Source organism: Bradyrhizobium sp. CCBAU 11430 (assembly GCF_028128855.1).
Lineage (GTDB): Bacteria > Pseudomonadota > Alphaproteobacteria > Rhizobiales > Xanthobacteraceae > Bradyrhizobium > Bradyrhizobium ottawaense.
This window is the reverse complement of record NZ_LBJV01000066.1, coordinates 177,219-196,075: the sequence shown is the minus strand read 5'-3', so window position 1 is coordinate 196,075 and position 18,857 is coordinate 177,219. Positions and strand designations below refer to the sequence as shown.

The 18,857-nt window shown below is 65.3% G+C and carries 18 protein-coding genes; 9 read left to right on the top strand and 9 right to left on the bottom strand.

The features are described 5' to 3' along the window. Nucleotides 1-185 precede the first annotated feature (185 nt). The 4 genes from XI04_RS26000 to XI04_RS25985 all read right to left on the bottom strand — a co-directional run bounded on the left by XI04_RS26000 (nt 186) and on the right by XI04_RS25985 (nt 2,859). Nucleotides 186-1,130, bottom strand: a complete 945-nt coding sequence (locus tag XI04_RS26000; RefSeq protein ID WP_028139923.1) for an electron transfer flavoprotein subunit alpha/FixB family protein — start codon at nt 1,128-1,130, stop codon at nt 186-188. Beyond that, complete coding sequence (locus XI04_RS25995; protein ID WP_018316267.1) at nt 1,130-1,879, bottom strand: electron transfer flavoprotein subunit beta/FixA family protein; 750 nt, start codon at nt 1,877-1,879, stop codon at nt 1,130-1,132. Before XI04_RS25995 ends, XI04_RS26000 begins: the two co-directional genes overlap by 1 nt. Before the next feature lie 126 nt (nt 1,880-2,005). Further along, a complete protein-coding gene (locus XI04_RS25990) occupies nt 2,006-2,578 on the bottom strand; it encodes a cob(I)yrinic acid a,c-diamide adenosyltransferase (protein WP_028139922.1) in 573 nt (190 codons plus the stop codon). A gap of 86 nt (nt 2,579-2,664) precedes the next feature. Then, a complete protein-coding gene (locus tag XI04_RS25985; RefSeq protein WP_028139921.1) occupies nt 2,665-2,859 on the bottom strand; it encodes a twin transmembrane helix small protein in 195 nt (64 codons plus the stop codon). Between the two features lie 316 nt (nt 2,860-3,175). Here XI04_RS25985 and XI04_RS25980 point away from each other — a divergent pair, with 316 nt between their 5' ends. Then, on the top strand, nt 3,176-4,069 hold the full coding sequence (locus XI04_RS25980) for a YihY/virulence factor BrkB family protein (protein ID WP_028139920.1): 894 nt from the start codon (nt 3,176-3,178) through the stop codon (nt 4,067-4,069). Here the strand turns inward: XI04_RS25980 and XI04_RS25975 are convergent. Together XI04_RS25975 and gluQRS are read right to left on the bottom strand one after the other, a co-directional pair. After that, on the bottom strand, nt 3,996-5,276 hold the full coding sequence (locus XI04_RS25975) for an ATP-binding protein (protein ID WP_271609222.1): 1,281 nt from the start codon (nt 5,274-5,276) through the stop codon (nt 3,996-3,998). The genes XI04_RS25980 and XI04_RS25975 overlap by 74 nt on opposite strands. A gap of 104 nt (nt 5,277-5,380) precedes the next feature. Then, nucleotides 5,381-6,253: a tRNA glutamyl-Q(34) synthetase GluQRS gene (gene gluQRS / locus XI04_RS25970; RefSeq protein ID WP_038971919.1), complete on the bottom strand. Its 873-nt coding sequence runs from the start codon at nt 6,251-6,253 to the stop codon at nt 5,381-5,383. 186 nt (nt 6,254-6,439) lie between these two features. Between gluQRS and XI04_RS25965 the strand changes: the two genes are divergently transcribed. Further along, complete coding sequence (locus XI04_RS25965) at nt 6,440-7,093, top strand: DNA-3-methyladenine glycosylase family protein (RefSeq protein WP_028139917.1); 654 nt, start codon at nt 6,440-6,442, stop codon at nt 7,091-7,093. A 72-nt stretch (nt 7,094-7,165) separates the two neighbouring features. Here the strand turns inward: XI04_RS25965 and XI04_RS25960 are convergent, their stop codons facing one another. Further along, nucleotides 7,166-8,053, bottom strand: coding sequence for a LysR family transcriptional regulator (locus tag XI04_RS25960; protein ID WP_271609232.1), 888 nt, complete (start codon nt 8,051-8,053; stop codon nt 7,166-7,168). A 181-nt stretch (nt 8,054-8,234) separates the two neighbouring features. On the opposite strand from XI04_RS25960, the gene XI04_RS25955 reads away from it, so the two are divergent. From XI04_RS25955 to XI04_RS25930, 6 genes are all read left to right on the top strand, one after another. Further along, nucleotides 8,235-9,209 (top strand): NAD(P)H-dependent flavin oxidoreductase, encoded by a 975-nt coding sequence (locus XI04_RS25955; RefSeq protein ID WP_271609231.1) that lies wholly within the window; start codon nt 8,235-8,237, stop codon nt 9,207-9,209. 35 nt (nt 9,210-9,244) lie between these two features. Next, on the top strand, nt 9,245-10,429 hold the full coding sequence (locus tag XI04_RS25950) for an ABC transporter substrate-binding protein (RefSeq protein WP_028139914.1): 1,185 nt from the start codon (nt 9,245-9,247) through the stop codon (nt 10,427-10,429). Nucleotides 10,430-10,453: 24 nt separating this feature from the next. Beyond that, on the top strand, nt 10,454-11,980 hold the full coding sequence (locus XI04_RS25945) for an acyl-CoA synthetase (protein WP_212474984.1): 1,527 nt from the start codon (nt 10,454-10,456) through the stop codon (nt 11,978-11,980). A gap of 164 nt (nt 11,981-12,144) precedes the next feature. After that, nucleotides 12,145-13,908 carry a flavin-containing monooxygenase gene (locus XI04_RS25940; RefSeq protein ID WP_271609221.1) on the top strand — a complete coding sequence of 588 codons (1,764 nt, stop codon included), beginning with the start codon at nt 12,145-12,147 and terminating at the stop codon, nt 13,906-13,908. Nucleotides 13,909-14,054: 146 nt separating this feature from the next. Further along, nucleotides 14,055-15,032 (top strand): peptidyl-alpha-hydroxyglycine alpha-amidating lyase family protein, encoded by a 978-nt coding sequence (locus tag XI04_RS25935; protein WP_095425146.1) that lies wholly within the window; start codon nt 14,055-14,057, stop codon nt 15,030-15,032. A gap of 213 nt (nt 15,033-15,245) precedes the next feature. Continuing rightward, nucleotides 15,246-15,803 carry an HNH endonuclease gene (locus XI04_RS25930; protein WP_018316280.1) on the top strand — a complete coding sequence of 186 codons (558 nt, stop codon included), beginning with the start codon at nt 15,246-15,248 and terminating at the stop codon, nt 15,801-15,803. Nucleotides 15,804-15,812: 9 nt separating this feature from the next. Here the strand turns inward: XI04_RS25930 and XI04_RS25925 are convergent, their stop codons facing one another. Both XI04_RS25925 and XI04_RS25920 read right to left on the bottom strand, forming a co-directional pair. Next, nucleotides 15,813-17,282: a GH1 family beta-glucosidase gene (locus tag XI04_RS25925; protein ID WP_271609220.1), complete on the bottom strand. Its 1,470-nt coding sequence runs from the start codon at nt 17,280-17,282 to the stop codon at nt 15,813-15,815. A 2-nt stretch (nt 17,283-17,284) separates the two neighbouring features. Next, nucleotides 17,285-18,286 carry a glycoside hydrolase family 16 protein gene (locus XI04_RS25920; RefSeq protein ID WP_271609219.1) on the bottom strand — a complete coding sequence of 334 codons (1,002 nt, stop codon included), beginning with the start codon at nt 18,284-18,286 and terminating at the stop codon, nt 17,285-17,287. A 238-nt stretch (nt 18,287-18,524) separates the two neighbouring features. On the opposite strand from XI04_RS25920, the gene XI04_RS25915 reads away from it, so the two are divergent. Next, complete coding sequence (locus XI04_RS25915) at nt 18,525-18,746, top strand: dodecin (RefSeq protein ID WP_018316283.1); 222 nt, start codon at nt 18,525-18,527, stop codon at nt 18,744-18,746. Nucleotides 18,747-18,857 lie beyond the last annotated feature (111 nt).

The window sequence follows — 18,857 nt, the reverse complement described above, 5'->3', positions numbered from 1 at the left end:
CGACGAGCGCGCCTGCTATCCCCCGAGCCGGGAGGTCTGATTTGATCAGAAGCTTGATTTAATCAGAACCCGGGCTCGAAACCTAGATTGGATCGCTTCCCCGGCGTGCCCCACGCCAAAGAAAACGCTTCAGAAATGAAACACCGGCCGGAGTTTATGCCTCCGGCCGGTGTTTTTGGCGTCTTTTACTTGCCAAGCTTGCCAAGTTCGGCCGTCAATTCCGGAACCGCCTGGTAGAGATCGGCGACCAGGCCGTAATCGGCAACCTGGAAGATCGGCGCGTCCTCGTCCTTGTTGATCGCGACGATCACCTTGGAGTCCTTCATGCCGGCCAGATGCTGGATCGCGCCGGAAATGCCGACGGCGACATAGAGCTCGGGCGCCACGACCTTGCCGGTCTGGCCGACCTGCCAGTCGTTCGGCGCATAGCCGGCGTCCACCGCCGCACGCGAGGCACCGACACCGGCCCCAAGCTTGTCGGCGAGCGGCTCGATGTACTTGGCAAAATTCTCGCGGCTCTGCATGGCGCGGCCACCGGAGACGATGATCTTGGCCGAGGTCAGTTCGGGACGATCGCTCTTGGCGACCTCCTCGCCGACGAAGGACGACAGGGCCGGATCGGCCGCCGCCGCGACGGTCTCGACCGGTGCGCTGCCACCCTCGCCGGCTGCGGCGAAGGTCGAGGTCCGCACCGTGATGACCTTCTTGGCGTCCTTGGACTTCACGGTCTGGATGGCGTTGCCGGCATAGATCGGGCGCTCATAGGTGTCGGGGGCGACCACCTTGATGATTTCCGAGACCTGCATGACGTCGAGCAGGGCGGCGACGCGCGGCATCACGTTCTTGAAGCGCGAGGTCGCGGGCGCGACGATCGCATCATAGCCGGAGGCCAGCGAAACGATCAGCGCGGCCAGCGGCTCGGCGAGATCGTGCGCATAGAGCTCGCCATCGGCGAGCAGCACCTTCTTGACGCCGGCAAGCTTGGCAGCGGCATCCGCCGCGGCCTTGGCGTTCTGGCCGGCAACGAGGACCTCGACGTCCGCGCCGAGCGCGGCAGCCGCGGTCAGGGCCTTGTTGGTCGCATCCTTGAGCGACGCATTGTCGTGTTCGGCAATCAGCAGCGTCGTCATCAGAGCACCCCGGCTTCGTTCTTGAGTTTCGACACCAGCTCGGCGACGTCCTTGACCTTGACGCCCGCCTTGCGGCCGGCCGGCTCCGTCGTCTTGACGACCTCGAGACGCGGAGCGACGTCGACGCCGTAATCGGCGACGGTCTTGTCCGCGATCGGCTTCTTCTTGGCCTTCATGATGTTCGGCAGCGAGGCATAGCGCGGCTCGTTGAGACGCAGATCGGTGGTGACGATCGTCGGTCCCTTCAGCTTCACGGTCTGGAGTCCGCCGTCGACTTCGCGGGTGACCTTGAAGTCAGAACCTTCGACCTCGAGCTTCGAGGCGAAGGTCGCCTGCGACCAGCCGAGCAGCGCAGCCAGCATCTGGCCGGTCTGGTTGCTGTCGTCGTCGATCGCCTGCTTGCCGAGAATGATCAGGCCCGGCTGCTCTTCTTCGGCAACCTTCTTCAGGATCTTGGCGACCGCGAGCGGCTCGACGGTGCCCTCGGCCTTCACCAGGATGCCGCGATCGGCGCCCATGGCAAGACCCGTGCGGATCGTCTCCGACGCCTGCGCAGGTCCAATCGAAACCACCACGACTTCGGTCGCCTTGCCGGCTTCCTTCAGGCGCAGCGCTTCTTCGACCGCGATTTCGTCGAACGGGTTCATCGACATCTTGACGTTGGCGAGTTCAACGCCCGATCCATCGCCCTTGACGCGGACCTTGACGTTGTAATCGACCACCCGCTTTACCGGCACTAAGACCTTCATCGATCCTCTTTCACTCAATTTAGGAGGGGGGTTATCAACTGGCGCGGAACCTAAAGGCCCGATCTGCCCCGGTCAACGCGCGAACGGGCCTAATTTTAGCCCTCTGAAATGCGAGACCTCGATGGGTCAGCGGTTCTGGCCCGGAACCCAGAGCACGTCGCCGGCGCCATTCCCGTTGGCGGCTCGGCTGGCCACGAACAGGAAGTCCGACAGGCGGTTCATATATTGGATGCCAGCTGCACTGACCTGCTCCCCGGGTCGGGCCGCCAGTTCCACGATCACCCGTTCCGCCCTGCGGCATATCGTGCGCGCCACATGGAGATGAGCAGCAGCCGGCGTGCCGCCGGGAAGCACGAAGGAGGTCAGCGGCGCGAGCTTGTCGTTGAGCGCATCGATGTCGCGCTCGAGCCGTTCGACCTGGCTCGCCACCACCCGCAGGCGCTCGGCTTTGCCGTCACGTTCCGGAACCGCAAGGTCGGCGCCGAGATCGAACAGATCGTTCTGGATGCGGCCCAGCATCGCGTGGAGCTCGGGCGCATCCTGGGTATGGAGCCGCACCACGCCGATCGCAGCATTGGTTTCGTCGACCGTGCCATAGGCCTCGATACGCAGATCGTATTTTGGGCGGCGCTCGCCCGAGCCGAGGGCCGTCGTGCCGTCGTCACCGGTCTTCGTGTAGATGCGATTCAGTACGACCATAGAGGCCTCTTAATTTTGGGCATGATCTCGTCGGAAAACCGCTTCACACTTTGCGCTAACGCGGCCCTTCGGGTCCGGATCATGCCTTACCGCCCCATCGCCCAGACCGCGAGCATTGCGATGACGATCGCCACGAACTGAAGCAGCACGCGCCAGCGCATCAGCTTCTGCGAGGTATTGGGCGAGCCGCCGCGCATCATGTTGATGAGCCCGAGCAGCAGCACCAACGCCACGGCGCCGGCTGCCGCCGGCAGGATGAAAGTCGTCAGGAGAGATGCCATTGGGGGGTGATAACACCGTGCGCGCCGGTCCGCCATGGTGCCGCGGCAGCCTCCGGCGTCCTTCCGGGCGATGCGAAGCGTCGAGCCAGGAATCCGTCGGGCCACCCCTACTGCGGCGAAATGGATTCTCAGATGCGCAATTGCGCATCATAGCTCGCGCTGCGCGCGCCCCGGAATGACAGCGAGGCGCCTCGCGAACTGGCTTTTGGGGCAAGAATATCAGATGGTAGCGCGATGATTTCCGATTTGCGCCCATTGCCTATTCTCCTGATCTCTCCCTACGTGCAGGGAGAGCGAGCAGCGGTGTAGGTGCCACGTGAAAGCCATCCGCTACATTTACTGCGTCTTGGAGGATGCGTTCTACACGTTCCTGGCCGACGACGGCTGGGCGATCGCGAGCCACATCGCCCTGTCGACGCTGATGGCGTTGTTCCCGTTCCTGATCGTGCTGACCTCACTCGCGGGCTTCTTCGGCTCCAAGGAACTCGCCGACCAGGCCGCCAGCCTAATGCTGCAGATCTGGCCGAAGCAGGTCGCCGATTCGATCTCGGGCGAGGTGCATGACGTGCTGACCACGACCCGCACCGGCATTCTGACGATCGGCGCGGCGCTGTCGGTCTATTTCGCCTCCAACGGCGTCGAGGCCCTCCGGGTCGCACTCAATCGCGCCTATGCGGTGGTGGAGATGCGGCGCTGGTACTGGCTGCGTCTGGAATCGATTGTCTACACGCTGATTGCGGCCTTCACCGCGCTCGCCATGGCGTTCCTGATCGTGCTCGGTCCGCTCTTGATCGAGGCGGCGCGGCGCCACATCCCGCTGTTCGTCGAGTCCAACGAAAGCATCCTCACCTGGCTGCGCTACGGCATCACGATCGGTGCGCTGGTGGTGGCGCTGATCATCCTGCACGTCTGGCTGCCGGCGGGACGGCGCGGCTTCCTCCAGATCCTGCCCGGCATCGTCTTCACCATCGTGGCGTCGCTGATCTCCGGCATCGTGTTCGGGCAATATCTGGCGCGCTTCGCCAACAATTACGTGACGATGTATGCGGGGCTCGCCTCGGTGATCATCGCGCTGGTGTTCCTGTATTTCATCGCCGCGATCTTCGTTTACGGCGGCGAGCTCAATGCCGCGATCATCAAGTCACGGCTTCCTCACGGCGTGTCGCTTCAAGCAGCGCAGTCGCTAAAGCCCGCGGAGACACAGGCTTGACCAGGAAGGCGTCGGCGCCGGCCTCGCGCGAGGCCGCCTCGTCCTCGCCGCGACCGGACACCCCGATGATCGGGATCCGAGCCAGCGGCGCCTGCATGGTGCGGATCCGCCTGATGGCCTCGACGCCGTCGATGCCGGGCAGCACCATATCCATCAGCACCGCATCGAACGCGCCTTGCGCCAGCCGGCCGACGGCATCCTCGCCGCGCCCGATGAACTCGGCATGATGGCCGAGCTCGGTCAAAATCGTGTTGAGCACGACGCGGCCGAACGGATTGTCCTCGACGCTGAGGACGCGCAGCGCCGCGACCGCATCCGCCTCGGTCTCGCCCTTCGCCTTGCGGGATTTGCTGGGGCCCGCCGCATCGAGCGACACCGTCAGCGTAAAGGTGGCGCCGCCGCCGCGGCGCGGTGCGACGGTGATGTCGCCGCCCATCGCGCGCGCCAATTGCTTGACCGAGGACAGCCCTAAGCCGGCGCCGCCGAAGCGCGAGGCAATGGTGACATTGGCCTGGGTGAACGGGCGGAACAGCCGCTTGATCTCGACCATGGTCAGACCGATGCCGCTGTCGGACACCGCGAAGGCGACGCCGACCCTGCCCTTCTCTTTTGACTTGCCCTTTGCCTTGCCCTTGGCAGGACGCCAGGGCGCGACCTCGAGCGCCACGCCGCCCTGGTCGGTGAACTTCACGGCATTGTCGATCAGGTTCTCGAGCGCGGCGCGCAGGCGGACGGGATCGCCGACCACGAGGCCGGGGAGCTTGTCGGAGATCTCGACCTGGGCCTGGAGACCCTTGGCCGCGGCACGCCCGGCCAGTGAATCGCCGGCGCTGCGGGCGAGCGTGCGGAGATCGAACAGGTCCTGCCGCAGCGTACTTCCGGCCTTGCTGGCGCCCTTGCCGGTTCTGGCGGCATCCACGAACAGCGTGGCAAGGCTCGCCAGATGCTCGGCACCGGCCTTGATGGTGTCGGCCCAGCGCCGTTCCCGCTCGCCGAGATCGGAGGTCGCCAGCAGGTCGCTGATCGCCAGGATGCCGGTCAGGGGGGTGCGGACCTCATGGGCAAAGGCGGCGAGCGCCGCCTGGACGACATCCGGCGCGACCGTCTTGGTGCTGCGCTTGCGCAACCCACCGGTCGTCCCGGACCGCTTCCGAGGCGGTCGCCTGGACGTCCGCGTGGTGCGCGCTGGGCGCTTTTTCGCCGCCATAAATCCCCTTCGAAGTGTCCCCTTCGAACCCCGGGCTGTCGGCCAAGCATGGCACGGCGGAACCCCCGGAGTCACGGCGGCGTTTCGCTAACCCCCAGAGAAACTTAACCTAATCCCACCAGCCGACGGATGCCGGCAGGCGTGATGCCGGCCGCACGCAAGGCGTGAAGACCGGTCGAGCCGCTCGATTTCGACAGCTTCCGCCCCTCGCTGTCGCAAATCAGCCGGTGATGACGGTAGGCGGGTTCGGGCAGGCTGAGCAGGACCTGGAGCAGGCGGTGGACGGCGGTGGCGTGAAACAAGTCCTGGCCGCGCACGATCTCGCTGACGCCCTGAAGCGCATCGTCGACGACGACGGACAGGTGGTAGCTGGTCGGTGTCTCCTTGCGCGCCAGGATAACGTCACCCCAGGCCTCGGGCCGCGCCGGGACGGTGCCGTGCTCGCCATCGGGCCCCTCGCCCAGCTCATTCCAGGTCAGGCCGCCGACGCGCCGACAGGCGACCGCCATGTCGAGCCGCAGCGCGTAGGGCGCGCCGCTGTCGATCAGGCGCGCCCGCGCGTCAGCAGGCAGCGATTTGGACTCGCCGGGATAAAGCGGCGCGCCGTCGGGATCACGCGGCCACGGGCCATCCGCCTCGCGCGCGGAAACGAGCTTTGCGATCTCGGCGCGGCTTTCGAAGGCGGGATAGACGAGCCCAAGCGCCGACAGCTTGTCCAGCGCGGCACGATAATCGGCGAGATGCTCCGACTGTCGCCGCACCGGTGTCTCCCAATCAATTCCGAGCCAGGCCAGATCCTCGTAGACCGCCGCCTCGAATTCCGGCCGGCAGCGCGTCGTGTCGATGTCCTCGATCCGCAGCAACAGCCGGCCGCCCGACTCGCGCGCGCGGTCGAAATTCAGCAGCGCCGAATAGGCGTGGCCAAGATGGAGGTAGCCGTTCGGGCTCGGAGCGAATCGGAAAACGGGTGGTGTCATGAGAAAGAACTCGTCATGGCCGGGCTTGACCGCCTCGGCTGTCATTCCGGGGCGGTCCGCAGGACCGAACCCGGAATCTCGAGATTCCGGGTTCGACTTCGCATCGCCCCGGAATGACGGAGTAGGATAATAGATAAGCGGGTCAAGCCCGGCCACATGACGTCCGAAAGAGTTTGCCAAACTGCAATGACCATCCATCTCGAATCCCAGTCCGATCTCGAAGAGGCCGTCCACGCGCTGATCAAGCGTGACCCGCGCCTCAAACCCGTGTTCGAGATCGCGGGCATGCCGGCGCTGCGGCGGCGCGAGCCGGGTTTTGCGGGCCTTGCCCACATCGTCTGCGGCCAGCAACTCTCGACCGCGAGCGCGGCGGCAATCTGGGGACGGTTGTCGGCCGCCTTCGATCCGTTCGACCACGACGCGGTGCGCCGGGCCCGCACTGACCGGCTCGGGCGGCTCGGCCTGTCGGCTGCCAAGATCAAGACGCTGAAGCATCTCGCCCGCGAGATCGGCGCGCAGCGACTGAACCTCGACGTGCTCGCCGAGGAGGATGCCGACGCCGCGCATCACACGCTGATCGCGCTGCCCGGCATCGGCCCCTGGACCGCGGACGTCTACCTCCTGTTCTGCCTCGGCCATGGCGATGCCTGGCCCGCCGGCGATCTCGCCGTGCAGGAGGCCATCAAGGTCGGCCTCGGCCTTCAGGCGCGGCCGACGGAGAAGCAGATGGCGCCGCTCGCCGAGCCCTGGCGTCCGCTGCGCGGCGCGGCGGCGCATCTGTGGTGGAGCTATTATCGCGCGGTGAAGAAGCGCGAGGGCGTGCTCGCCGGCTCGGGCTAAAGCGCGACGCGATTAGGATGAAACGTCATCGCGCTTTTCGGAAAACCGCTGCGCACTTTCCCGGATCATGCTTTAGCCCCGCAGCCTCGCGCGGTCGGCCCGGGCGCATTCGGCGACGAAATCCACGACAGCACGCACCGCCGGAAGCTCGACGAGGTCGGGATGGGCCAGCAGCCACAGGTCCGCCACGCTGGCGAGCTTTTGCGGGGCGACGCGTACGAGGTCGGGATAGCTTTCTGCGACGAAGCAGGAGAGCGCCGAGATGCCAATCCCGGCGCGGACCGCCGCCAGCATGTCCCCCTGGGAAGAGCAGCGCATCACCACCCTGGCCTGCCGGGTGACGACGTCGCTCCAGCGCGCAAGCTGTGCATTCGACGCCTGGTCGGCGAAGCCGACGACGCTATGCTCCTTCCACTCGCCGCGCCGTTCAGGCAAGGACCGCCCCGCGGCATAATCGCGCGAGGCGTAGAATCCGGTCCCAAGGCGGCCGATCTTGCGACCGACCAGGTTTTCCTCGCCGCTGTCGAAGGGCCGCAGCACCACGTCCGCCTCACGCCGACGCACGCTCGCCGGAAACGGGTGGGTGATGATCTCGAGCCGGACATGGTCATGCCCACGCAGGAAGGCGGGCAGGCGCGGCATCAGCCAATGCGAGGCCAGCGTCGCGCCGATCGAAAGCTTGACGATGCCGCGCGCCTTATGTCCCCCGGCCGCGACCGCGGTCTCGGCCCGCAGCGCCGCCGCCGCCATGGCCTCGGCGTGCTCGCGCAATGTCCGTCCATCCGCGGTCAGTGCCAGGCCGTCGGCGGCGCGCGCCAGCAACCTGGTGCCGAGCTGGGCTTCCAGCGCCGCGATCTTGCGACTGACGGTCGGATGGCTGGTGTGCAGCCGGCGGGCGGCCGCGGTGAAGCTTCCGGTATCGGCGACCGCGACGAAGGTCTTGCAGAGATCCCAGTCCAATCGGCTCCCCCCGTTCATATCTGAAAGGCTATCCGTTCATTATTGAACGACCGGAGGGCGCCGTCCAACCTTATAGTGGGTTCAAATCCGCGACACGGGCGGCAATCGCCCGCGCGACAATCAACACGGAAACGCCTCGTCATCCGCCCGCCGGCGGGGCCGCGTTTTCAGGGAGGACATGATGGCGCTGCCCGCTCTCTTGAAGGATTCGCTCGCGCTGCCGGTGGTGGGCTCGCCGCTCTTCATCGTCTCCGGACCGGAGCTGGTGATCGCCCAGTGCAAGGCGGGCGTCGTCGGCTCGTTTCCGGCGCTCAACGCCCGTCCGGTCGAGAAGCTGGACGCGTGGTTGAGCCGCATCGAGGACGAGCTCGGGCAATACAAATCGCTCAATCCGGGCAAAAAGGTCGCGCCCTACGCGGTCAACCAGATCTGCCACGCCTCCAACGACCGCCTGATGAAGGACATGGAGACCTGCGTGAAACATCGCGTCCCCATCATCATCACCTCGCTGCGGCCGCCGGCGGAGATCGTCGAGGCCGCGCATTCCTATGGCGGGCTGGTGTTCCACGACGTCATCAACGTCAAGCATGCGCGGAAAGCGGCCGAGCACGGCGTCGACGGCCTGATCCTGGTCTGCGCGGGCGCCGGCGGGCATGCCGGAACGCTCTCGCCCTTCGCGCTGGTGCGCGAGGTCAAGCAATGGTTCAAGGGCACGGTCCTGCTGTCGGGCGCGATCAGCGACGGCTTCGGCATCGCCTCCGCGCTGACGCTTGGCGCCGACCTCGCTTATATGGGCACGCGTTTCATCGCGACCAGGGAAGCCAACGCCGACGAAGCCTACAAGTCCGCGCTGACGCAGCATGCCGCGCACGACATCGTCTACACCAACCTCTTTACCGGCGTGCACGGCAACTATCTCGGCCCCTCCATCGCCGCCGCGGGGTTAGATCCGGACAATCTGCCGATGGCCGACAAGACGAAGATGAATTTCGGCTCAAGCGGCAACACGAAATCAAAGGCGTGGCGCGACATCTGGGGTTCGGGCCAGGGCATCGGCCAGATCACCGATGCGCCTGCCGTCGCCGACCTGGTCGACCGGATGAAGGAGGAGTTCGATCAGGCCCGGCAGGATTTCCTGCTCCGCGCCAGCGCCTGACGTCTCGGACTACAAGAAAAAAACGGGAGGACACCATGAAGCTCGCAGCCGCATTGATCGGCATGTCGTTGCTGACGCTCGGCGCCGGCAGCGCCCGCGCCGAAGGCAGCGCCGAGATCCGCATCGGGCAGACCCTGCCCTATAGCGGCCCGGCCTCCGGCTTCGGCGCGATCGGGCGGACGCAGGAAGCGTTCTTCGACAAGATCAATGCCGATGGCGGCATCAACGGCCGCAAGGTCAAGTTCATCACGCTGGACGACGCCTATTCGCCGCCGAAGACGGTCGAGCAGACCCGCAAGCTGGTCGAGCAGGACGAGGTGCTGATGATGTTCGGCTCGCTCGGCACCGCCACCAACAGCGCGGTGCAGCGTTATCTCAACGCCAAGAAGGTGCCGCAGCTGTTCGTGCTCTCGGGCGCCACCAAATGGGCCGAGCCGCAGAAGAATCCGTGGACGATGCCGGGGATGGCGGCCTACGAATCCGAGGGCGTGGTCTATGCCAAATACATCTTGCAGACCAAGCCCGACGCCAGGATCGCGATCCTGGCGCAGAACGACGATTTCGGTCGCGACTATGTCGCAGGCTTCAAGCGCGCGCTCGGGGCCAAGGCGGCCGGCATGATCATCGCCGAACAGACCTACGAGACCAGCGCGCCGACGATCAGCTCTCAGCTCTCGACCCTGAAGGCCTCGGGCGCCAACGTGCTGTTCGGCGTCGTGCTCGGAAAATTCACCTCGCAGATGGTCAAGGGCGTGGCCGAGATCGGCTGGAAGCCCGAACTGTTCTTCGTGCCGACCTCGGCTTCGTCGATTTCGTTCCTGGAGCCGGCCGGGCTCGACAACGCGGTCGGCCTGATCTCGTCGAGCAACCAGAAGGACACGATGGACCCGCAATGGGCCGACGATCCCGGCGTGAAGGAGTATTTTGCCTTCATGAAGCAATACCTGCCGAACGCCGACCTTTCCAACTCCAACTACGCGGCCGGCTACCACTATGCAACGCTGCTGATGACGGTGCTGAGGGCGTGCAAGGAAGACGTCAGCCGCGACAACATCATGCGCCAGGCGGCCTCGCTGAAGGAGGTGAAGCTGCCGCTGCTGCTGCCGGGAATCTCGGTTACGACCGGCGCCGACGACTATCTGCCGTTCCAGCAGCTTCAGCTCCGCCGCTTCAACGGCAAGAGCTGGGTCGGCTTCGGCGACGTGCTGGACGATCGCTAGGCTCGTGCGGGACAAGGACACGCCATGATCATCAGCGGCGAGCGCCGGATCAGCTATGACGAGATCCAGTCACGCATCAGGCGGGCGGCAAGCGGGTTTCGCGCCCTGGGCCTTGCCGAGGCCGCGCCGGTTGCGATGATGCTGCGCAACGACTTCGCCCTGTTCGAGGTGGTTGCGGCCTCCGCCGCCCTCGGCAGCCCGGTGGTGCCGATCAACTGGCATCTCAAGGCCGAGGAGGTCCGCTACATCCTGACCGACAGCGGCGCGAAGATCCTGGTCTGCCACGCCGACCTGCTGCCGCAGATTCGTGACGGCGTGGCGCCGGATGTCCGCCTTCTCGTGGTCGCGACGCCGCCCGAGCTGGCGGCGACCTTCGCCATTGCCCCGGAGCTGACCGCGGTCCCGCCCGGACGGACCGATTGGGAGCGCTGGCGCGACGGCCATACCGAAACCCAGGAACCGCCGCGCCGGGCCGCGGCAATGATCTACACCTCGGGCACGACCGGGATGCCGAAGGGCGTGCGGCGCATGCCGATGCAGCCCGAGCAGGCGGCCGCTTCCGAACGTGTCGGCGCGATCGCCTATGGCATCAAGCCGCGGGACAACCAAATCTTGCTGATCAACGGGCCGATGTATCACTCGGCGCCGCATTCCTACGGCATGATGGCGTTCCGCAACGGCTGCACCATCGTCCTCCAGCCGCGGTTCGATGCGGAGGAGCTGCTGGCACTGATCGAGCGTCACCGCGTGACGCACATCCACATGGTCCCGACGATGTTCGTGCGGCTGCTGCGGCTCCCCGAGACGGTCAGGCGGCGCTACGACCTGTCGTCGCTGCGCTTCGTCGTGCACGGGGCTGCGCCCTGCCCGCCCGAGGTGAAGAAGGCGATGATCGATTGGTGGGGGCCGGTCATCAACGAGTATTTCGGCTCGACCGAGACCGGGATCCCGGTGTGGCACTCTGCCGAGGAGGCGCTGAAGAAGCCCGGCACCGTCGGCCGCGCCATCGAAGGCGGCATCGTCAGGATCTTCCGCGACGACGGCAGCGCGTGCAACGCCAACGAGGTCGGCGAAATCTACATGCGCCAGACGGCGGTGCCCGATTTCGATTACCACGGCAAGGCGCAGGCGCGCGCCGAGGCGGGGCGCGACGGCCTCGTCAGCGTCGGCGACGTCGGCTATCTCGACGAGGACGGCTATCTGTTTCTGTGCGACCGCAAGCGCGACATGGTGATATCAGGCGGCGTCAACATCTATCCCGCCGAGATCGAGAACGCGCTGATCGGCATGCCCGGAGTGCGCGATTGCGCCGTGTTCGGCATTCCCGACCCGGAATATGGCGAGCGGCTATGTGCCTGCATCGAGCCCGACACCGGCGACCAGCTCTCCGCCGCCGCAGTGCAGGCTTTTCTGCGCGAGCGGCTGGCGAACTTCAAGGTGCCGAAGGAGATCCGGTTCCTGGATGCGCTGCCCCGGGAGGCGACCGGAAAGATCTTCAAACGCAAGCTGCGCGATCCCTATTGGACCGGCCGGGGTCCGGGCGGCGCTTAAACCTTCTCCGGCCGGCGTCCGTGCGAGCGGAATACCAGGCCATATTCCGCCCGAGCAGGGCTGCATGTCTGCCTCGCTCGGGTCCGCAGCTTTTGGCGGGCGAGGAAACCGTATAGCGTCCGATCTCAGAGGAAACGCCGCGAAAGACGGCCAAGAGGTCGCGCATGCTCGACAAGACCAAGGATCTATCCGCCTGCGCCCAGGCCTGGCTCGATGAATTCGAGCGCGCGCTGGGCAGGCCCGATCCCGCCACGCTGGACCGCCTCCTCCTCGCCGACAGCTTCTGGCGCGACGTGCTGGCGCTGAGCTGGAACCTGCAAACGATCGCCGGCCGCGAGATGATTGCGCAAGCGCTGGCCGCGCTCGCGCCCGAGGCGGCACCGACCAGCTTCAGAATCGCGCCGAACCGCGCGCCGCCGCGCTGGGTGACGCGTGCCGGCACCAACACCATCGAAGCGATCTTCACGTTCGAAACCGTGACCGGCCGTGGCAGCGGCATCCTGCGGCTCATTCCCGACAAGACCGACGGCGACCGCCTGAAGGCCTGGACGCTGCTCACCGCGCTCGACGAGCTCAAGGGATTCGAGGAGCAGCTCGGCACGTCGCGACCGCGCGGCCAGGCCTATTCCCGCGATTTCCGCGGGCCGAACTGGCTGGATTTGCGCAACGCCTCGCGCGACTATGCCGATCGCGACCCTGCCGCGCTGGTGGTCGGCGGCGGCCAGGCCGGGCTCGCGATAGCAGCCCGGCTGAAGCAGTTGAAGGTCGACGCGCTGATCGTCGATCGCGAGATGCGGATCGGCGACAATTGGCGCAAGCGCTATCATGCGCTCACCCTGCACAACCAAGTGCAGGTCAATCACCTCCCCTACATGCCGTTTCCGCCGAACTGGCCGGTCTATATCCCCAAGGACAAGCTCGCCAACTGGTTCGAGGCTTACGTCGATGCGATGGAGCTGAACTTCTGGACCGGCACCGAGTTCGAAAGCGGCGCCTATGATGAGGTCGAGGGCCACTGGACCGTCACGCTGCGCCGTGCCGACGGCAGCAGGCGCACCATGCATCCGCGCCACGTGATCATGGCGACCGGCGTCAGCGGCATCGCCAATGTTCCGGCCATTCCGACGCTCGACAATTTCAAGGGAACGCTGCTGCATTCCAGCCGCTATGAGGACGGCGAGACCTGGACAGGCAAGCGCGCGATCGTCATCGGCACCGGCAACAGCGGCCACGACATCGCGCAGGATCTGTATTCCAGCGGCGCCGAGGTGACGCTGGTGCAGCGCGCAGCCACGCTGGTCACCAATATCGAGCCGTCGGCGCAGCTCGCTTATGCGACCTACAACGAAGGCACGCTCGAGGACAACGACCTGATCGCGGCCTCGATGCCGACGCCGCTGGCGAAGAAGACGCATGTGATGCTGACGGAGCAGTCGAAGCAGCTCGACAAGGAGCTGCTCGACGGCCTCTCGCGCGTCGGCTTCAAGCTCGACTTCGGCGAGGCCGGCACCGGCTGGCAGTTCAAATACCTCACCCGCGGCGGCGGCTATTATTTCAACGTCGGCTGCTCCAACCTGATCGTCGAGGGCGCGATCAAGCTCAGGCAGTTTGCCGACATCGAGGGCTTTGTACCCGAGGGGGCGCGGATGAAGGACGGCACGCTGCTTCCCGCCGATCTCATCGTGCTCTCCACCGGCTACAAGCCGCAGGAATATCTGGTGCGAAAGCTGTTTGGCGAGGCCATCGCCGACCGCGTCGGCCCGATCTGGGGCTTTGGCGACGGTCTTGAGCTGCGCAACATGTATGCGCGCACCAGGCAGCCGGGGCTCTGGTTCATCGCCGGCAGCCTCGCGCAGTGCCGGATCAACTCGAAATACCTCGCGCTCCAGATCAAAGCGATCGAGGAAGGGATTTTGGGACGGGCATAACGACAATCGTCATTCCGGGGCGCGCGTCAACGCGAACTATGATGCGCAATTGAGCATCTGAGAATCCATCTATCCGCGGAATATGCAGCACAATGGAGTCCGGGGCTCACGCTTCGCGTGCCCCGGAATGACAGGAGGACAGATTCATGCCAGCCATTCTCGGCAGCGGCGAGCACCGCTACCGCGTCGTCGACAATTTCGCGAAACTGCCCGACGGCTGGCAGCTCACCGACGTCGCCTCCGTCGCGGTCGACGGCAGGGATCGTGTCTACGTCTTCAACCGCGGTGCCCACCCGATGGTGGTGCTCGACCGCGAGGGCAATTTCCTGCGCAGCTGGGGCGAAGGGCTGTTCTCGCGCGCGCACGGCCTTCACATCGACGCCGACGACAATCTCTACTGCACCGATGACGGCGACCACACCGTGCGCAAATGCACCACGGACGGCAAGGTGCTGCTGACGATCGGCATCCCCGAGAAGCCGGCGCCGTTCATGAGCGGCGAGCCCTTCCACCGCTGCACCCACACCGCGCTGTCGCCGAAGGGCGAGATCTACGTCTCCGACGGCTATGGCAATGCGCGCGTGCACAAATTCACGCCGGACGGCAAGCTGCTCAAGAGCTGGGGCGAGCCCGGCACCGATCCCGGCCAGTTCAACATCGTGCACAATATTGCCACCGATGCAGATGGTTGGGTCTATGTCGCCGACCGCGAGAACCACCGCGTCCAGGTGTTCAATGGCGAGGGCAAATACGAGACGCAATGGAACAATTTGCATCGGCCCTGCGCGCTGTGCTGTTGCGGCGGGGCCAAGAGCCCGACCTTCGTGATCGGCGAGCTCGGCCCGGGCCTTGCCATCAACCGCAAGGTGCCCAATCTCGGGCCGCGGCTGTCGATCGTGGACGCCAGGGGCAGGCGCATCGCGCGCCTCGGCGGCGAGGAAGGGCCGGGTGTTGCGAGCGGAAAGTTCCTGGCGCCCCACGGCATCGCGCTGGATTCCAGGGGCGACATCTATGTCGGCGAGGTCGGCGTCACCAACTGGGACACCAGCTTTCCCGACGAGGAGATGCCCGCTGCAGTGCGCGCGACGCGATGCTTGCAGAAGCTGGAGCGGGTACGGGAGTAGCTGCCGCGGCAGGCCACGACGCGCTGGTCACGGCAGTTCCGCGCCAGCCGCGTACCTCCCCAAATCGCGGCTTTTTGAGCGCTTTCGCCACCCCGGCGCCGCATTGCTTGCACCTGAATAAGTCGCTCAGCGGGCTTCACAATCCCGTCACGCTGCATGTAGTATGTCAGTACATGCTGCTTCGCAGCGTATATTGGAGGCCGGGAGCGTTACTTGAACGCACATGTCTCGCAAGGCAGTTGGCCGGTGTTGGTGCTGAATGCGGACTTCCGGCCGCTGAGTTACTACCCGCTGTCTCTTTGGTCGTGGCAGGACGCGATCAAGGCAGTGTTCCTCGATCGCGTCAACATCGTCGCACATTACGATCAGGCGGTTCATAGCCCCACGCTGCAAATGCAGCTGCCGAGCGTCGTCTCGCTCAAATCCTTCGTCAAGCCGACCACCCATCCGGCCTTCACCCGGTTCAACGTCTTCCTGCGCGACCGTTTCGCCTGCCAATATTGCGGCTCGCCCGAGGACCTGACCTTCGATCACATCATCCCGCGCAGCAAAGGCGGCCAGACCACCTGGGAGAACGTGGTCGCGGCATGCTCGCCGTGTAACCTGCGCAAGGGCAATCTCACGCCGGTGCAGGCAAAAATGTTTCCGCGCCAGCATGCCTTCGCCCCGACCGTGCACCAGCTCCACCGCAACGGCCGCCTGTTCCCGCCGAACTATCTGCATGATAGTTGGCTGGACTATCTGTACTGGGATACGGAGCTGGATCCGTAGGGTGTGGTCTCACCCCCCGATCGCGTTCCGTGCCACCACGTCGCGATAGAACGCCGCGCTCAGCTTCGGCACCCTTGCCTGGGTCTCGAAATCGACCCGGTACAGGCCGAAGCGCTTGCCGTAGCCGAAGATCCACTCGAAATTGTCCATCAGGCTCCAGAGGAAGTAGCCGCGGATCGGCACGCCCTCGGCGGTCGCGCGCTGCATCTGGGACAGGTAATTGCGCAGGAACATGATGCGGTCGAGGTCGTAGACCTGGCCGTCGGCAGAGATCTTGTCCTCGGACGAGGTGCCGTTCTCGCTGATGTAGATATTCTCGATGTTCCAGATCTTTGCCGCAAGGCGCGGCGCCCAGTAGATCACTTCGGGGCCGACCCGCAGCCATTCCGAATTCATGTGCGGGAACGAGGTGGGGAACGGCAGCACGTGGAAGCGGGGCGCGCGGTCGGAAGCCGTGACGTAATATTGCGGCGCGTAGATGTTGAGGCCGACGAAATCGTTCGGCGCGCCGATGATCTTCAATTCCTCGGCGGTGAATTTCGGCGCGTCCGCGCCGGCATAGGCGAGGAAACCGTCGGTATATCTGCCCTCCAGCACCACGCCGAGGAAGCCGGCATTGAGCTCGCGCGTCGCGATCTCGGCGGCGCGGATGTTTTCCGGCGTCGGAATCGCCGGCACACAGGCGGCGATGTTCTCGGCCGGGCCGACACGGGTGCCGGCGCGGCCGGCGGCGCGGATTGCCTGCACCGCAAGCCCGTGCGCCAGCGCGACGTGATGGCGCGCCTGGTTGAGCTGCGCGGTCGGCAGCTTGAGACCGGGCGCATCGATGCCCCAGCCATAGCCGAAATTCACGAAACGCCCGACCTCGTTCACGGTGAAGACGTTCTTCACGCGATCGGTCAGACGCGCGGCGACATGCGCAGCGTAATCGGCAAAAGCCTTCGACGTGTCGCTCGACGACCAGCCCCCGACGCGGTCCTGGAGTGCCTGCGGCAAGTCCCAATGGTAGAGCGTCGCGTAAGGCTCGATGCCGTTCGCGAGCAGTTCGTCGACGAGGCGGTCGTAGAAATCGAGGCCCTCAGGATTGGGCTGGCCAAAACCTTCCGGAAACACGCGCGGCCATGCGATCGAGAAACGGTAGGCCTTGACGCCGAGCGCCTTGATCAGCGCGACGTCCTCCTTGTAGCGATGATAGTGCTCGTTGGCGCGGTCGCCGGTCGAGCCGTCCTCGATCTTGCCGGGCGTGTGGCTGAAAATATCCCAGATCGACTTGCCGCGACCGTCCTCGTCGACCGCGCCTTCGATCTGGTAGGACGAGGTCGCCGTGCCCCACAGAAAATCCTTCGGGAACGGCGCCGGCAGGTGGCGGTCGGTCGAAGCGGACTTTTCATTCTCCGCGGCCCCGGCACCTGCTGCTACGCCCAGCGCGGCGAGGCCCGTGAGCTTGGCAAAACGGCGCCGCGAGACATCGGCTGACATCGTTATCTCCGTGCCAGCTCCAGATCGATCTGATAGACGGAAATCCGGTCGATCTCGAATGCGACGCTCGCTGGCGATTCGGCATCGACCTGACTGACGCCCGGAAAAAACTTCGACCCGATCGCGAGATTGACGATCATGTACATGGGATCGTCGAAGCCGATCGGCACCTTGATGTCGGAGACCGGCCTGCGGTCGATGAAATAGACCAGTCGATCCTCCTGCCACAACACACCGTAATTGTGGAATACGCTCGAGGCGTCGCCGACCGCGAAATCGAAGCCGCAGGACTGGATCTTCTGGGTCGAAGGGATCCGCCAATGGGTCGTCATCACCAGATCTCCCGGCCGTTCGCCGCGGCCTTCCAGCACATCGACCTCCGGCGGCCAGCCGCCGTCGTCCGCCAGCATCCAGAACGCCGGCCATACCGCATGGCCGACCGGCACCTTGGCGCGAATTTCGAAATAGCCGTGCTTCTGGGCGAACGTGCCCTGGGTCGTCAGGATGCCTGAGATGTACTCGTTGTTGAACAGCAGCGGTTTCAATTCCGGCGGCGTTCGGCTGGCGATGATCGACAGCACGCCGTCCTTCACCCTGAACGGATCGAGCCCGAGCGGCGCGGCCGCGCGGCCGGCATAGCGCGGATCGACGTAGATCTGCTGCTCGCCATTGGCGCTGGTCTTGCGCTTGAAGTCGGAGCCGTCGCCGCCCCAATAGCGTGCCTCCGGCCAGGCCGCGCCGCCGGCATAATGCGGGATCCAGCGTCCGTTCGACAGCGGATGCTCGTCAAAATCCTCGCTGAAGGTCCGGCGCAGCGGCAGGAACACCAGCGAGGCTAAACTGACCGTGTCCAGCCGGCGACACACGATGGTGGAGGGATCGGTCGTCACCTGCAGAGCCATGCTCGCCGGCGCGCGATCGAGCTCATCCTGCGCGATACAAGGCGCAGGCAGCACGCCGAGGCCGATCGCAACCAGAGTGCCCCTCGTCCAACGGCCGATCATCACCGCACTCGAAGATGCCACGACATGCGCAGAGGTTAGCTCATCCGTCTTCGCGCGGGCAACCGCGGCATCCGACGCCGGCGGGCGATTTGAAAACCATTCCTCTCGCCTCCGCTCCGGGGCCAGCGGGCACTGGGAACCCGAGGCGCCCACGCCCGTTCAGAGTCAACGCCATGCGCTCGCATGCACGTTCCATCGAGCGCGTTTGTCCGCTGCAAGATGAAACAAGGGAAGACCCATGGCCGCAACCGAGAGTGATCATGTCTACAAGATCCTGGACCTCGTCGGATCGTCCGAAACCTCGATCGAGGACGCGATCAAGAACGCGATCAGCCGCGCGTCCAAGACCATCCGCGAGATGAAATGGTTCGAGGTGGTGCAGACGCGCGGCCACATCGAGAACGGCGCCGTGCGGCACTATCAGGTGACGCTGCGCGTCGGCTTCACCCTGGAGGGATGAGGCGGCAGGCGGAATTGTCGCACTGCGGTAGCGTGGCTCCGCCGATCTGCCCCAACGATGTCGGCAATCCTTCCGGTTGATTACGGACCCCGCACAATCATTGCAGATTTT